Annotated in this window: 11 protein-coding genes; 3 read left to right on the top strand and 8 right to left on the bottom strand. The window is 45.6% G+C overall.

Going from position 1 to position 16,719, the window contains the following annotated elements; genetic code table 11:
- Positions 1-19 precede the first annotated feature (19 nt).
- Both BGP15_RS25720 and BGP15_RS25715 read left to right on the top strand, forming a co-directional pair.
- Positions 20-1,750 carry an RICIN domain-containing protein gene (locus BGP15_RS25720; RefSeq protein WP_286771110.1) on the top strand — a complete coding sequence of 577 codons (1,731 nt, stop codon included), beginning with the start codon at positions 20-22 and terminating at the stop codon, positions 1,748-1,750.
- 100 nt (positions 1,751-1,850) lie between these two features.
- Entirely contained in the window at positions 1,851-2,666 is an 816-nt protein-coding gene (locus tag BGP15_RS25715; protein WP_286771109.1) for a sialate O-acetylesterase, read from the top strand.
- A gap of 139 nt (positions 2,667-2,805) precedes the next feature.
- Here BGP15_RS25715 and BGP15_RS25710 read toward each other — a convergent pair whose 3' ends face one another.
- From BGP15_RS25710 to BGP15_RS25680, 7 genes are all read right to left on the bottom strand, one after another.
- Entirely contained in the window at positions 2,806-3,948 is a 1,143-nt protein-coding gene (locus tag BGP15_RS25710; protein ID WP_286771108.1) for a TlpA disulfide reductase family protein, read from the bottom strand.
- Positions 3,949-3,981: 33 nt separating this feature from the next.
- Positions 3,982-5,433, bottom strand: a complete 1,452-nt coding sequence (locus tag BGP15_RS25705) for a PKD-like family lipoprotein (protein WP_286771107.1) — start codon at positions 5,431-5,433, stop codon at positions 3,982-3,984.
- A 1-nt stretch (position 5,434) separates the two neighbouring features.
- Entirely contained in the window at positions 5,435-6,241 is an 807-nt protein-coding gene (locus tag BGP15_RS25700; protein WP_286771106.1) for a DUF4843 domain-containing protein, read from the bottom strand.
- 12 nt (positions 6,242-6,253) lie between these two features.
- Positions 6,254-7,747 carry a RagB/SusD family nutrient uptake outer membrane protein gene (locus tag BGP15_RS25695; RefSeq protein WP_286771105.1) on the bottom strand — a complete coding sequence of 498 codons (1,494 nt, stop codon included), beginning with the start codon at positions 7,745-7,747 and terminating at the stop codon, positions 6,254-6,256.
- Between the two features lie 43 nt (positions 7,748-7,790).
- Positions 7,791-11,162 carry a SusC/RagA family TonB-linked outer membrane protein gene (locus BGP15_RS25690; RefSeq protein ID WP_286771104.1) on the bottom strand — a complete coding sequence of 1,124 codons (3,372 nt, stop codon included), beginning with the start codon at positions 11,160-11,162 and terminating at the stop codon, positions 7,791-7,793.
- A 112-nt stretch (positions 11,163-11,274) separates the two neighbouring features.
- Entirely contained in the window at positions 11,275-12,471 is a 1,197-nt protein-coding gene (locus tag BGP15_RS25685; RefSeq protein ID WP_286771103.1) for a FecR family protein, read from the bottom strand.
- 65 nt (positions 12,472-12,536) lie between these two features.
- Complete coding sequence (locus BGP15_RS25680) at positions 12,537-13,124, bottom strand: RNA polymerase sigma factor (RefSeq protein WP_286771102.1); 588 nt, start codon at positions 13,122-13,124, stop codon at positions 12,537-12,539.
- Positions 13,125-13,430: 306 nt separating this feature from the next.
- Between BGP15_RS25680 and BGP15_RS25675 the strand changes: the two genes are divergently transcribed.
- Positions 13,431-15,071, top strand: a complete 1,641-nt coding sequence (locus BGP15_RS25675) for a trypsin-like peptidase domain-containing protein (RefSeq protein WP_286771101.1) — start codon at positions 13,431-13,433, stop codon at positions 15,069-15,071.
- 5 nt (positions 15,072-15,076) lie between these two features.
- On the opposite strand, the gene BGP15_RS25670 is transcribed toward BGP15_RS25675, so the two are convergent.
- Positions 15,077-16,711 (bottom strand): alpha-L-fucosidase, encoded by a 1,635-nt coding sequence (locus tag BGP15_RS25670; protein WP_286771100.1) that lies wholly within the window; start codon positions 16,709-16,711, stop codon positions 15,077-15,079.
- Between the last annotated feature and the right edge of the window lie 8 nt (positions 16,712-16,719).

Raw genomic sequence — 16,719 nt, 5'->3', positions numbered from 1 at the left:
GCCTTTAAATATGTAAATTATGAGAACAAACAACATGTGGTTATTGCTGATCTTTTTATTAGCTATTTTTTCCAGCTGCTCGCGGCTGGAAGAAAAAACATTGACCAGCGAATCCGAAAGAAGTCTTAAATCCAATGTTTCCGCGCAAGCCGTTACAAGCTGGCCGCGGCCAACCCCGACCCTACATGTCGGAGGCAAGTACCTCAAAGATCCCTGCGACAATAATATTGTCCTGCATGGGGTAGCCATTACGCCAAGCCCTTGGTTCAATGGCTGTCAGTATGGAGCCAACTCGGGCTACTGCACCTGGGACAATTACAATGTGCAGGGCGCGCTCAATTACAACAAGGCGGTCATGGACAAGCTCAGCAGCGCCGCCGACGGTTGGTACCTCAATTATATCCGTCTGCATATTGATCCTTATTGGACCAATGATCCAGGTGCACCCATTCCCGAAGACGATATCTCACGGTTCAACTACAATCGTTTGGTTACCTACACCGACCAGGTCATTGTCCCCTTAATCAATCATGCCCGCAGCCGCGGTATGTATGTCATCTTGCGTCCTCCAGGTGTATGTCCGCACCGTATCGCCGTCAATGATGCCTATCATACCTATCTCAAGACCGTATGGACCTTTCTGTCGCAGCACACTGCCCTGAAAAATGCAGACAATGTGATGTTTGAATTGGCTAACGAGCCTGTTGAAATCCTTGGGACGAACGGTACTTGGGGAATGACGGGAAATGAACATTTTGCTGCGCTGAAAAATTTCTTTCAGCCCTTAGTCAATATCATCCGTAACAACGGAGCCAACAACGTCTGCTGGATACCCGGTACCGGTTGGCAATCCCATTACCAGGGTTATGTCACTAATCAGATTACCGGCGGAAATATCGGCTACGCCGTACATATCTATCCGGGTTATTGGGGCGGTGTCAATACCTATCAAGCTTTCCAAAATGCCTGGAATACCAATGTCAAACCTATTGCTGACATTGCGCCAATCGCTATTACAGAGACCGACTGGGCTCCACAGGGATATGGTACTTTCGGCACAGGATCTACGGGCACCGCTGGTGGTAATGGTTTTGGTGCAAATTTGAAATATATCGTCGATCAGTCTGGCAATGTCAGCTGGAACCTCCTTGCTCCCGATGACCTGCTCCATAAAGGGGACCCCAATGCCGGCACCGCCTTTAATAACGATTGGGAGGCCTGCGCTGCACCGAGCAAACAATGGTTTCAGCAATATGCCGCCTCCAATTACCCCATGTCTAACTGCACCGTCACCAGCTTGGTGAACAATGGGATTTACGAAATTGAATTTCAGACCGATGCCAACAAAGTCCTTGATTTGAAATCAGGGGAAGATGCCAACGGTGCAGCACTCAGACCCTGGGCCCGAAATGGTGCAAACGCACAGCGCTGGGTAGCCATCGATGCAGGCAATGGTTACTGGCGCTTTGTCTCCAAAGCAAGCGCAAGCAGTCGTTGCATCGATCTGACAAGTAACAGTAATGTACTCGGAACTGCGATCCGGCTCTGGCAGAACTATGGCAATGATGCGCAGGCCTGGAAGGTTACAGCTGTAGCTAATGGCTATTACAAAATTACCTCAAAGGTAGATGCCACACGCGGTTGGGATGTACCCAGCTGCACGATGGATGGCAACTCCAATCTGCAGCTTTGGGATTACTATGGTACATCCTGTCAGTTGTTTAAATTCAAATTTATAGCGATGAACTAAAGGTCATCTTTTCGCGGTAAGCTATTCTTACCGCGAAATAGTTTATTTTAATCACATGAAAAACTTCACCATGCGACAAACACAATTTAAAATCCTGTTAATGATCTTCCTACTATGCGGTTTTTCAGGTACAGCAGCGTTCGCCCAAGACAAAAACTTCCATATTTACCTTTGCTTTGGACAATCCAATATGGAAGGGCACGGTAAATTCGAACCTCAGGATACCATGGCCATCGAACGGTTCAAGGTACTATCGGCAGTAGATTGCCCTGATTTAGGGCGGCAATATGGCCGATGGTCGCCGGCCCGGGCACCGCTCACACGCTGCCACACCGGACTTACACCTGCAGATTATTTTGGCCGAACACTTGTAGAAAATCTTCCCAAAAATATTGAGGTCGGTGTCATCAACGTTTCAGTAGGTGGCTGTCATATTCAATTATTTGATCAGGACAGCACAGCAAGTTATGTTGCAAAGTCACCGGAATGGATGAAATCCATGCTTGCTGCCTATGACAACAATCCTTATCAGAGACTGGTAGCCCTAGCCAGGATGGCGCAGCAGAAAGGTGTTATCAAAGGTATTTTGCTTCATCAGGGTGAGTCCAACACTGGCGATCGGCAATGGCCCAATAAAGTAAAAAAAGTCTATGAAAGCCTCCTGCGCGATTTGCACCTGAGCGCCCAAGATGTCCCGCTGCTTGCCGGCGAACTCCTTTCGGCCGAAGCCGGCGGTAAATGCGCAAGCATGAACGCTATCATTCAGACACTGCCCGCTACCATCCCCACGGCCCATATCATCTCCTCCAAAGACTGTGCAGGTATTGGCGACGGACTACATTTCAGTCCTGCGGGATACCGGCAGCTAGGCAAAAACTATGCGGCAAGCATGCTTAAATTGCTGAAAAAGCGATGAAATAAAAAAGCTAGGGAATCAATCCCTAGCCTTTACAGATAATCAGCCATAGTGATACACACCATGATCGATATGGCCATTCGTTCTAATAATAGTATCCTTTATGGCTTAAGGCAATAACAGTACATACTGTTGTCCTTTAATTTCCAAAAATTTTGGCTAATTCCTGGTGTAACAATTCACCTTTGATATTGATAGCAACAATGTTTCCTTGAGGATCCACCAGATAATTTTGCGGTACGGCACGCACGCCGTACAGCACTGCTGCCTCATTACTCCAGCCCTTTAGATCGGCGACATGTATCCAAGGCAATCCATCATCCTTAATGGCCTTTAACCAGGCATTTTTTCCTTTTGTATCATCCAGCGAAACCGCGAGCACTTCCAGGCCCTTATTTTTATATTTGTTGTATGCCTTCAATAAGTTGGGGTTTTCAGCACGGCAGGGACTACACCAGCTTGCCCAAAAGTCGATCAGCACATACTGACCTTTAAAATCGGATACGTTGACCAATTTCCCTTCCTTATCCGGCTGGGAAAAATCAGGTGCCTTATTACCGATTTTCACACTTCTCTCCGCTAGGAAACGTGCTTCCAACTGTCGCGCATTTGTCATTTGACGGACCTCTTTGGACAGCTTCAAAAACAAAGGTTCGATCTCACTGAGCTTGCGTTTATTGGCCGCATCAATAAGCGCGTCCACCGCAAAGATTGAATTGGGATTTTTGGCAGCAAATGCGAGCTCTTTAACCCGTCGCGCTTCAAATCGCGCCTCAAACTTCTCATGGATAGCCTTATACTGCTCATTGGCATCAGGAGCATCCTGCTTTACTGCCGAAAAGGCCTTGTTACCCGCATCAATAATATCCATAAAACCACCGCCAATCTCATTTAAATAAGCGACATAGGCGTTATGCAAGGGCGACCCCTTTATGGCAGCGGTACGCAGTGAATCTTTGATGGTCATGTTGTAAGTTTCATTACCCAAATAAAAATATAATCGATCGCCAATATTTTGTGCGATCAATTTACCCTTACCGTCCTGATCAAACACCATTCGGGAGTAAGCTGGCTCCTCCACCGTTCCTTTGAAACTAAACTTGCCATCCACAATAGCCGATGAATCCGAGGCTGGAAATCCATCTTTTGTGTAATCGAGATACACTTTTTTGCCATTGAAAGCTTGTGGTACAGTTCCTTTGATCTGAAAACCGGCTTGTTGCGCAAATAATGTCAAGGGAAAAAATGCCAGCGCTAAGGCAGCTATTTTTAAATTTTTCATGTTTATATAATTAGATTGTATATTGTTCTTTTTTTACTTACGCCAGGTCATATCCACGGGATTTCCGGGAAGACCGTCAATTGTTTTAAGCAGCTCGCCGTTTTTCCCTACCCGGATATCTATATAATACAGCGCGCCTTCTGCCCCTGCAATCAATGTATTCTCATCATCATCCAGTTTGAGCAGGCTGACATCCGATTTGATGGCTGCCTTCAACAGTTCCACCTGCTGATTGAGCGGATTATAGCGAAACACCTGATTTTTGTAGGCCACATAGATGTACCCATTGCGGGTGGCCACCATCTTTGTTTCGGTATTTATCCATTCTTGTTTTATAAAGAGTCTCTTATGTATTGCCGTAATCATAAACGGTCCGTTAAAATTTGCATTGAACTTCAGTTCATACAGTTGGCCGCTACCATCCTTCACATAAGCGTAGGTATCTGTGTTATTGATCTGTACCATTTTAATCAGATCCATACCCACCTTTGTCGGATCAAAAATTTCAGTATTTACGGGACTATACTGGGTACCAAAATACATCGGACTGCCATACATATTGATTCGGATAAATTGCTTTTTATTTTTTTCGAAAGCAATTACACTATAGTTGTTGTCGACGGTTGTCAATATAATCTCCGGTGCCAATTCGTAGTCCCCATCCGCGTAAGTTCCAAACATACCATAGGTATTCGATTGATCCCAGGTATTCGTTGTTCCTCCATAAAATTTGCCGTTAATGACGCCCATCATTACTCCTTGCGGATGGGCGAGCAAATTTCCGACAGCAATCGTTGCGGGAGCTAGAAAAAAGTTATTGTGCAGCGTACCGGGCTTCACCGCTTCTTTAACCAAGTTATTGACATCGAGGCGCACACCTGCCTGTTTGGAAATAATCCAGTATCCTAATGGGGTATTTCCCGTGAACTGATTTTTGAGGTAATGGATATGCATCGGATCAGGTGGTAATGGTTCGCGATTGATCGCCTCATAAATATTGGCTTGTACGCTGTTGTCAGGTTTTATAAAGGACAGCTTACTGACCCCATTCTGGATGGATAACACAAGTGATCCTCGCGAAAAAGCCGTCGCTCCCTGGATTTTGAAATTATAGAAATATTTCATTCCATTTGCCGTATTGGTCACCGTAAGACGCGCCGTGTATTTTTTGGCCTGAAGCCCAAAAACGATGCGTAGGGTGGGCCCTTCATAGTGGTTGGCTTCGGGGACAATTGCCTCCGGCACATCGATGCGCCAGTTACATTTCAGTGAAGCCGCATCGATGCCCGTAATTTTAGGTGCTATAATAAGACTATCGCCAACCGAAGCTTCATACAAAGTATCCAATCCGGTAATCTGCGGGCCCTCAGGCATATCGATGGCATAATTCCCCTTGTCCTTATAACAGCTACCCAAAACCACTAAATTTAAAGCCGCAATGGCAAAAAATAGTATTGCTCTTGATCTCTTTACATTTCTTTTCATCTTATCTGACTTCCTTTCCTGATTCATCTATAAAATAATACTTACCCGAAGCGCTATTCTTTCTCAATAAGATGCTTCGGTTTGGATTGTCCACGTGATAGAACTGATAGGTCTGTCCGTCGTCTTTACTGCTCAGCACATAATTCTTTTCCGGGTGATCTTTCACCCATTTAAAGGGATCATTGAGCATCATCAGCAGGAGATTGACAAAGTAGAGATTCTTGGGTGCATCAAGTCCGACTGTAGAAAGCGAGCGCTGTTCAGTCACAATCAAGAAGAGCTGATGTTTTACCCGCGAATAATTATCAAGCCACATGGTCCACCAGGCCGGTTGCTCCAATCGGGCAGAAATTATGATGCGCGCGCGTATCAAGGCTGGATTTTCAACAGCAAAGTCATCGCTTGCCTTTAGTTTTATGAGCAGTGATACAGATTGATTTTCAAGTTCGCTGATATTGTGTACGATAATGGGCAACCGTGCCCGGCCAGCATCACTTTCTATGGTATAGGCCGGCTTCAACTGTTCATAATGCAGATCAGCACGGGCCGTTGATGAATCCTTTTCCACGAAAACCTCGTATTGTCGCGCTTGCTGATCACGGTATCCCATCACTTTGACAGGAACAAAAATGGTATCCTGTGCCTTGGTCATATCATAGGCAAAGGTGTATACAATGCTATCCCGATCCGTGTCGCTCAGATCGAAATAAACATTAGCCGACCTATCGTAAGTCGTTAAAACCGCCTTTTTACAAGACCACAGTAGCAGCAGCGGCAGTAGCAGAAGTAATAAAATATTTTTTTTCATTGTGGTTACTATTTACCGTTGTCCATAAATTATTTCATCATCAGGCAGCGGCCAAACATAAATTTGTTGACTGGCTGGAATTGTGGTGCCTTGCTGTCCGACAATTGGTACATTGAGCCGCTTATAGGCAAAAAACAATTGCCCTTCGGCAAACATTTCCTTACGGTATTCCTTAAGAAGTTCGTTTCGAAGTTTGGAATCGGTTGATATATCTACTTTCTGACCAATGCCGCGATGTTCACGTACCTCATCGAGCCATGCTGCAGCCTGAGCGGGAGATGTCTCGTAGCTACATTCAGCAGCGATATAATAGATTTCTGACAAGCGGATCGCTGGCGCGACCAAATAATGCAGATTGGCTGCAAAACTGTCGCCCAGTGTATTCCTTCGATATTTGTGAATAGATGATATAAAGGAATTCCCAACACTTACCGTTCCAAACCATTGCGTATAGCGCATATCACCGCCACCGGCTCCTGCAACCTCATAAATGGTTTTTGCTTCATCCTGATCTAGATAAATCGCGCTGTTGTTATCCTGGAACCAGTCGTTGTTATAGGTGCTGTTCATGCCTGGAATGTACCAGGCAAACAATAGCTCTTTATAGAAAATCCGATCTTTTTTATCCGCATCGACGGCAAGGAAATCCGTGGCATTGGTCCATGGAAATTTTTTGACATCGATCACTTCACGTGCGTTCAGCAATGCCTTTACTTTATCTCCACTATAGAGATAGGTACGCGCTAGCAGCCCACACACGGCATAATAGTTGAGCCGGTGCCTTCTGTTTTGTAAAAAGAGACTCTTATCCTGCAGTTCTGAGTTTTTCAAGGTGTCTCCGACGGTAGGATAACCAATCACGTAGGATTTCAGACGGATGGGATCAACCTTGAGCAATTCTTTAGCGTCTTCCAGATCTCGGATCACCGAATCCAGAAGTTGTGACACCGTGGACAGTTTAGTGGATTTATTGGAATAGGTCGTTACATAGGGAATGGCTTCAATTTTGTCATTCACAATCGGAGCCGGACCAAATAGGCGTAAAGCATCAAAATGTAGGTAGGCTCTCAAAGCCAGCGACTCCCCTTTGATCAATTGATAGTTGCTTCCCGTAAATAACTGCTTTTTACGGTCAATTTCACCAAGTATCAGATTGGCATTGACAATACCATTGTATAAACCCTTCCAGATATTGTCCTTTCGACCAATAAAGTTACCATCATTGTATTTAAACAATTTGGTCTGTTGATAACGCAAGGGATCATTACTTGACAGCGCATAGTTCTGCGCAAGCACTTCTGGCGTTCCGATGGTCAGCTCCTTGCCATAAAGATCATCTTTAGCACATCGCGTATATACGCCGATCAGGGCTTCCTTGAAACCGTCCTCGGTAGAAAAGAGGACCGACTTGTCGATTTCGCTTTCAGGTTGTATATCCAGCCACTTGGAGCAAGAAAGCGTACTCAGGGCTGTGAACAGTATTAAAACTATAGTTAACTTCTTCATCTGTACATATTTTTTCCATCCGTAGGATGGGACTTACCATCTTTTATAATCCTGCCTGTAGGGTAAAAGTCACACTGCGGGCAAATGGGTACGTAATTCCGCGTTCTACTTTCACCGAAGACCAACGAAAAATATCATTTGCAACAAGTCCAACACGCAGGCTCGATAGCGCCAATTTTTTCGACAGCGCTTTTCCAGCATCGTAAGAAAGATTCAGTGACTGCAGGGCAAATAAATTGTCAGGCATGATAAAACGCGAGGATACCCGCGTTTGCCCCAGATCCTGTATGCTTTTGTAAAAGGTCACATCGCCAGGATTTTTCCATTTTTCCTCCAGGACTCTACTGTCCACATTATAGCGCGGGTCGGCATTTTCGACACGGTCTACCAAGGTTTGATTATAGGTTTTACCTCCTATACGCGTCTGGAAATAAGCGACCATCATAAATTGCTTATAGCGTAGTGTCCCGCCGAAAAATCCTTCCATTTTTGGTGTGGCCACTCCGACGACATCAATATCCCGTGCATCCCAGTCATACGACAATGTGCCATCTTTTTTGATATACACTTCCTTGCCGTTTTCCGGATCTATCCCCAAGGAAGGGACGGCATATATGGCGTCCAACGACTGACCTTCTTTATAGCGAAGCAAGGGTACGGCCATTAAATCACTCCCCTGCTGTGCTTCATCGACGCGTTCGTTGTAGCTCTTCAGTGCATTTGAAATACGTACGATTTTATTTCTGTTCCGTACCAAATTTGCCAATAGACTCAGCGTCCATTTTTCTTTTTTAAGGGCAATCCAATTGGCGTTGAGTTCAAATCCTTTGTTTTCAAGATCGCCCAGATTCTCTTTATAAGAGCTGAATCCCGTAGAAGGTGCCAAGTTGATATCGGCCAAAATATCTCGGGTAATCTTATGGTAGTAGCGTGGCGAAAGTGTCAGACGATCGTGCCAAAGTCCAAGATCAAGACCGACATCGGTACTCTGGGTCTTCTGCCAGGTCAGATTTTCATTACCATAATTACGGACCGTACTTCCCAACCCTGAGGAATACCAATTGCTCTTATCATAACTATAGGTTGTCCGCGACATGTAAGGATCGAACTGTACAGACCCCGTCAGTCCTATCGTAGCACGGAGCCGCAACTGGCTGACCACATTGTTGGCAAACCATTTTTCCTTATGCATATTCCAGCCGATCCCCGTCGACCAAAATGGAGCAGTACGCTTGTTGGACCCAAATTTGGAGGAGCCATCAATACGGACGGTAGCATCCATCAGATAACGGTTATCATACGAATAATTAGCACTGAGAAAGGCACCAAATAGCCTGGAGGCACCCAAGCTACTCGAAGGACTCGCATTCTCAGCATATCCTTTGGCAAATCCCACACTGGTAAATCGGTCATTTGGAAAGCCTATCGCTTTGAAAGAACGCTCATCATAGCTTTCCGTCCGGATATTGGTTCCCCCAACCACATTGAAGCTATGTAGATCAATCGTACGCATCCAATTGAGCCGTATGTTTGCATCCCAATACAATTCATTATTTGTATAGCTGGTATAACTACCCTTTTCATCTGTTTGTGCTGTAGGATAGAAATAAAAATCATTGGCTAAGGGCGAGCGGAAATTATCATCGGTATTCAAGCGTTTCAACAAACTCACCTGTCCCCGCAGGCGCAGTCCATTGCTGAGGTCAAAATCACCGGAGAAATTGTTCAGCAATTCGGTATATCCCAGTTTATTGAAACTATTCAACGTCGCATTGTAAAGTGGATTCAAGACATATTCCCGTTGTGCACTTCCCGAATTTGCCACCCTGGTCCATACATCCGCCTCCTGTATTATATTTCCTTGATCATCTGTCATGCGGTAATAAGGATTCATTCTGACATAATCTGCAAAATTTCCATAGGGAGATTCACGTCCATCGACCACTGTTACGGCAAGCTCGTTCTGAAATCTAAATTTACCTTTGAGGTTATAGCTAAAGTTTAATCCGCCCGAATATTGATTTCTTCCCGATCCTTTCATCACACCGGGCCTGGTCTGATAACGCATGTCCACGCCATAACGAAACGTCTCCGAACCACCTTCCAGATAAAGGCCATGCTTTTGCCCAACCGCAGTCCGTACAGGCTGTGACAGCCAATAGGTATCCACACCGCCAAGGACATTGGCCAGCTTTTGATAATACAGTTCATCCAAGGCATCCTGTGGCTGCCGCTGAATCGTGGCATCATACAGCCCGGCCAGCTTCTCATAGGCCAATTTATCAGCAGCATGCAAAACATCATATCCGGTCAGGTCGGGCATATTCACATTGCTCTCATGCGTATAAGTCAACTGCAATTTACCGTCCTTGGGCATTTTGGTCGTAATGACCATCACACCGTTGGCCGCTCTCGAACCATATATGGCGGTTGCAGCAGCATCTTTCAAGATCGTGACGCTTTCAATACGGGTCATATCCAGGTCGAGCACCTTCTGTACACTTACTTCAAAACCATTTAATATAAAGGCCGGCATATTGATTGTGGTCGTGATATTATCCCTTCGCAGCACTTCATTCCCTCCGGTGGGCAATGAAGAAGATCCACGCACATTGATATTTGGCAAAGCATTGGGATTGGATCCAGCAAGATTGTTGTCGAGCAATTTAAATGATGGATCGAACACTTGCATGGCCTGCAGCACATTCTGCGGATTGACCTGCCGTAGTTCATCGCCACTTTTGGTAATAGCAGTTCCGGTATAGGAATCTTTTTTTAGTACCTGATAACCGGTAACAACGACCTGCTCTAGTGCATTCGCTTCTTCTTCCATCACTACACTATACTCATCTTTGTTTTCGACCAAGGCGAGTGTGTAGTTTTTATAGCCCACCCGACTTAATGTAAGCGGTTGCATTGTACCGACAAAAGAAAAACGTCCCTCTTTATCGGCCACTGCGATGGTATTGCCCAACTGTGAAATGTTCACGTCGGAAAGCGGCGTACGGTCTCTCCCAAGGACTTGTCCGCGAATCTGTTTTTGGGATGATTTTTCTACCGGGGGGAGGTTTTTGGGCTCGGATTTCCGTGGACTTATTTTTTTTTCCAGGAAAATCGTCTTCGATTCAATCGTGTAGCCGATTTCCTGCGGACTTAAAATTTTATCAAGAAATAATTTAAGCGGCATTTTGTCCGCTTTAATTGAAATTGGCTTCGCCGACTCCAATATCTTTTTGGCTCCGAGCACTTCATAGTTCGTCTGAATTTTGACCACCTGCAGCACATCCATCAGTGGAACATTGCGCCCGGCATAGGTTACGGTTTGCCCATTTACCTTATGACCCAGCTGTAGCAAGACAGCCAAAATGAGCCATAAAAAGGGTCTGGTCGCTTGTGAAAAACAACTTAATTTCATTAATTCTAGTTAGTTTAGTTAGGTTAGATTGCAGGATCGATTCCATAGATGACAAGATCCACTGCCCAATTTGTTAATTCATATCGTTTGGTCAAGTATAATTTTACGTTCTTTACTGCCCTCCTTTCTGTGCTTTAGGATTATTTTTTTCAATGATGAGTTTCCCATCGTCCGTCAAATGATAGGACAGATCCTGGTCTTTTAATATTTTTAGGATCGTTGATAACTTGCTCGTTCTGAATGTTCCCCCGAAGAAGGAAACATCGGGTACATCGCCTTTATAAACCACATCAACCGCATACCATTGAGACAGTTCATCCATGACCTGCCGAAGTGATTTTCCGTCAAAGTTGAATTTGCCATATATCCAAGCCATTTCCTGCGCTATGTTGACCGGATGCTTGGTAAGCACCGTTCCTTCATTGACCGACTGATCGCCGGGGAGCAAGGTTACTTTTTGGCCTTTGATCAATTCTTTTACCTGTACTTTTCCCTCCAGCAAGGTTGTTTTTGTCTGTGCTACTGTCGGATAGGCATTGATATTAAAATGCGTTCCAAGCACCTTCACCTGTTGATTTTTGGTGTGCACAATAAAGGGTTGATCTTCGCGTTTTGCAACTTCAAAATAGGCCTCGCCCTGGAGACTGACCTCGCGTCTGTCTTTCGCGAATACTGTCGGATAAGCAAGTGTAGTCCCAGCATTTAGCTTCACCTGAGTGCCATCGGGCAAAGTGACCTCGTAGGTACCACCACGCGGAGTTTCTATCCGGGCAGATACCGCTGCATCGATCGACGCCACTTCATGACCATCGTTATAACGTATACCTCCGCCATCGATCACGACTTGCTTTTCGCCCCTATTCAAAGCATATTGTCTACCATCTGAGAGTGTTATAATCGCCCGATGAGAAGCCGGAAGGCGGTCATTTACAGCCTCAAATTGGGTTTGAACCGGCCGGCTGTTATCCCGATTCCAATACCACACAACCGAAAGAGCTAACAGCACACTAGCGGCAGCAACATAAGGCCATAGACGCTGCAGCAGCCTGGACCTTTTAGTTGAAGAACGAAAGGAAAGCTTCGCTTTTATCGACTCAAAATTACGTTGCTTTTCAAAATGCTGTAGACTGGCATAAGCCTCACGCTGCTGCGCCTCATCCAGGCAACGCCAATAAATCTGTTTGTTCATCACGGATTCTTGCAGCCAGCGTTCCAAAAAAAGACGGTCTTCGCCGCTGAGCGTTCCCCGCATTTCACGGAGGACAAGCGAACTGATACGGATAAGTTTTTCTTCTTCTTTAGGGTCCATTTTACGCTATTTCATCTATAGATACCACGCCGATTTAAAAAAGTACCAAAGACAATTAAAAAAAATTAAATTTTTCCAAAAAGGACGATCAATGAGAGTAGATAATTAAAGGAATCGCGTTTTAAATGTTGGCGTAGCAGGCCTAGGGCACGTAACTTTTGATTTTTTACTGTTTGAATATTTAGTTGCAATAGATCCGCAATTTCCTGATTGCTGTTGCCTTCGAGGTAGCTCAGCCGTATAATTTCACGTGCTTTGGGTGGCAGCTTCTGAATGGCTTCGTAGAGTTCGGCCATGGCTTCAGTATACACAATTTCATGTAGATAAGATTTTTGATTCTGTTCCTGTTGTGCCACATAACTATCGACTCGATTCAATCTTCGCTGCCGAGCCGTCTGGTGATTGATGCCTACATGACGCGTAGCCTGATAAAGCGCCGCCCTCAGATGTGATAAACTTTCAAAACGCCGTCTGCTCTGCCATAAGCGGAGAAATCCCTCCTCGGCGATATCTTCAGCTTCTTTGCTTTCATCCACAAAGCTCGATGCGTATAAACAAATGCGACTAAAATAACGGTTATATACATGCGCACAAGCCTGCTCCTCCCCGTTGAGGAAATCTTCAAGCAGCTCTTTTTCGCTCGTATAGTTCATTGGTAGATCGGTTTAGCTAGCAGTTCATCTTTTCGTGGTTAAAGATAACTAAATTAATTTTCACCATTTACCTCATCAAGCCATAAATTTTTCAGCCAAGCACATAAAAAACAAGCTCAGGTCAGTAATTTATTCAGAACTGTTTCCCTACCCTTGTTTTTTCGTTGCTAAATGCCATACCTTTGAGCTGTCGCTTTTTTTAAAGCAAAACCTAATCCAATAAATCAACCTATTTGCCCTATGACACCTTGCTCCAACAAAATTTCTGAAAGCACCTTTCTACGACACCTCATTATCTGGACAATTTTGTGCTTGATCACAGGCTTCAATTTCTGCTTAGCGCAGCACAAGCAGACCGCTGACCGCGAGATACCGAGATCTATTATTGACCGAGCGCTAGCGGCCTCCATAAAAATGTTCGGTATAGACAGTGTAAGCAGTCAACAAAACAGTGCGCCTTTCAGTGGAGTCATCGTGCGCTCGGATGGAACAATCCTTACGGTGGCGCATTCCACCAAGCCGGGCAATTTTTATCGGGTGATTTTTCCTGATGGCAAGCAGGGTATTGCCAAAGCGCTCGGACGACTGGTCGTCGATCAACAGAGCAACTTGCCCGATATTGCGATGATGAAGATGCAGGGCGAAGGCCCCTGGCCATTTGCGGAAATGGGCTGGTCGTCATCCATCGCCGAAAAGCAACCCTGCTTTGGGCTATCCTATCCCGAAACCCTGCCCTTCAACATCCCCTTTCTCCGCACTGGGCGCATTCTAAAAAAAATGGACGACTATGGTTTTATTCAAAGTAGCAGCATTATGGAGCCCGGTGATTCCGGCGGCCCATTATTTGACGCTTTAGGCCGCGTAATTGGTCTACATAGCCGTATCGATGCTGCGGAGGGCATCAATTTTGAGGTACCTATAAACAGCTATCGCAGCTATTGGCGCTCGCTGACCCATCCGGTTGCAATCAACAGCTACCCTACTGCTACTGATTCAATCGGTAGCGATCCCTTAGCGAAAAAACTTATGGTATTGGGACGCAAAAAACCGGCACAAGATCCCAAAACAAATGTTCAGTCTATCCCTATCCACAGTACATTGCAGGGAGATAGCACGTATATATTAGGCACCGCATTTAATCTGGCAAACAACAAGCAGGTGATCTTATCCAAGAGTAGCCAGATTGGCGCTGCGCCAATGGCCAAATTTCGCAACAGCACCTATGCTTTGAAGATCCTGCTCAGAGATGAAGAAAACGACCTGATCGCACTTATGAGTGATCATAAATTTCCGGCAATCACTGTATCGGCGAACACCGGACTAGCCATTCCTGATTCGTTACTCGGTATAAAGCTGTGGTCACTGCTTGCCGCCAATAAGCGTAAAAGCGGTGTCCTCGGCATGCCGCCGCAAACCTTTCCACGCATACCGATTCCGGGCACGTTCGATGCGCAGATGCAGGAGATTGCAGGTCTTCCAACCTTAACAAAAGTGGACAGCATGGGTGCTGCAGGACGGGCTGGACTTCGTATTGGAGATCAAATCATGGCATTAAACGACCAGGATGTTGCAAGTGCCCTCAAAATCAATGCTGCCATGCAACAATTTTCCGCAGGCGACACGCTACAGGTTCGATACCGACGGGGGTTGACGGCGCTACATACCCAGGTCATTCTGTCCAAATGGGCAGTGCAGCAAAACCCACATCCCGCCAATCACATTCCCAAAGGAAAATCAACGCGCAGGGATAATTTTCCACGTGTATTTCTCCACGATTCCCGTATTCATGCCGACGAATGCGGAAGTCCGATCATCGACAGCGAAGGCAATTTTATAGGACTCAATATTGCACGCTTTAGTCATACAGCTTGCATTGCTATCCCTCGAGATACTATCCTGGACATTTTATCCAAAGCGCAACACCTCATTAGCAGCTCAAAAAGATGATGTTATCAGGTAATTTTTAATACTGTCGCAATATTGTTTTGAACGAAGTCGTCGGGTAGCGATACTTGCAGGGCATTGTCGAGTTGTCGAAAGGAAATTCGATCATCCGTTCCGAGCAGCTCTACCTGACTGACCTTTCGCGTATAGCCTGTCGAACGGCCCAATGACTTGATTGTAATCTGCGTTCCGGTCGTTGTTCCCATAATAAAGGCATACACTGTATTTCCCTTTGTTGTAAAACGGACATCATCGCCGGTAAAAGCTTTACCTTTTCCTTCATTGAAGCCCTGCACATGCAATGTTGGAGCTTCCTCTTGTGCAGGTCCCTCACCAAAAATGCGCCAAGGACGCGTTCCAATGATGGCTTCTTTGTGTATGGCCATCCAGCTTCCTATGCCCTGTACCACTTCCTTCGCCCTGTCGTCGATAGAACCATCGCCGCGCAAGGGTACGCTCAATAGTAAATTACCATTTTTACTAACTACATCAATCAACATGTGAATGACGGTTTTGGCCGATTTATACTGATTATCCTCATAAATCCGGCGATCATAATGCCAGGAACCTATGCAAGTGCAGGTCTGCCAGGGCTGTGGTTCAATGGTATTGCTCTGTCCTCGCTCGATATCCCATACCAGGCATTTCCGTTGCTGTTCATTCAGGATTTTACCGTTAATGACCACATCGACCTTGCCTTTGTTTGCCTGCATACTTTTATTATAAAAGTCGGCCGCGATCTCCAGTCCAACATTGCTGATTGGATAAAGCGGCAGTACCGTATCGTCGAAGTAAACCATGTCGGGTTTGTAGTTATCCATCAGTTCCAGGGTGCGCGCTTTAAAATTTTCACAGTACGCTTTATGCGGTACGCTCACGCCGGAGGTGACATCCCAGTGCCACTGCCGATGAACCGTGTTGTCGTCTTTGCTATCCAAACTGGGTTCATGATCCTGAGCGTAGAGCTCCTGTGGATCGTAGTCTGCCCACCATTTTCCGACGCCATCTTTCTTTGTCAGCTTCCCATCGTATGGTATTCCGGCAAACTTTCCAGCTTTATCACTTCGTTGCGCTGTCTCATACCAGGTCCAGGCATGGGCTGCGTGAACGCTCACACCAAATTTGAGTCCTCGCTTTTTGGCAGCACGCTCCCAGCCGCCTACAATATCTTTTTTGGGGCCAACATTGACGCTATTCCATTGATGGTGGCTACTGCGGTAAAGATCCAGATTATCATGATGATTGGCTAGGGCCATGAAATACTGGGCACCGGCATTTTTATAGAGGTCCATCAGCTCTTCCGGATTCCAATTTTCGGCTTTCCATTGATGGATCACATCCTTGAAACCAAAAATGGAAGGATGTCCATATTTTTCGAGATGATACTGGTATTGATCGGATCCTTCCTGATACATACCGCGTGCATACCAGTCGCCCCTTTCCGGCTGACACTGAGGGCCCCAATGTGCCCATATACCAAATTTGGCATCCCTAAACCAATCAGGTACCTGATAATTTTCAAGTGAGCGCCAGTCGGGATGAAAAGGTACTCTTCCCAAATAGGTGTGTGCAGCGCTAAATTTGCCAAGGAAAAGCGTCGGAATAGTTGCACCGAGAAACTTAATTGCTGTTCTTCTGTTCATTATACAAT

Origin of the sequence: Sphingobacterium sp. 40-24, from assembly GCF_001899705.1 — a bacterium.
Lineage (GTDB): Bacteria > Bacteroidota > Bacteroidia > Sphingobacteriales > Sphingobacteriaceae > Sphingobacterium > Sphingobacterium multivorum.
Note: the sequence above shows the minus strand (reverse complement) of the source record. Positions and strands in the feature narration are given on the sequence as shown.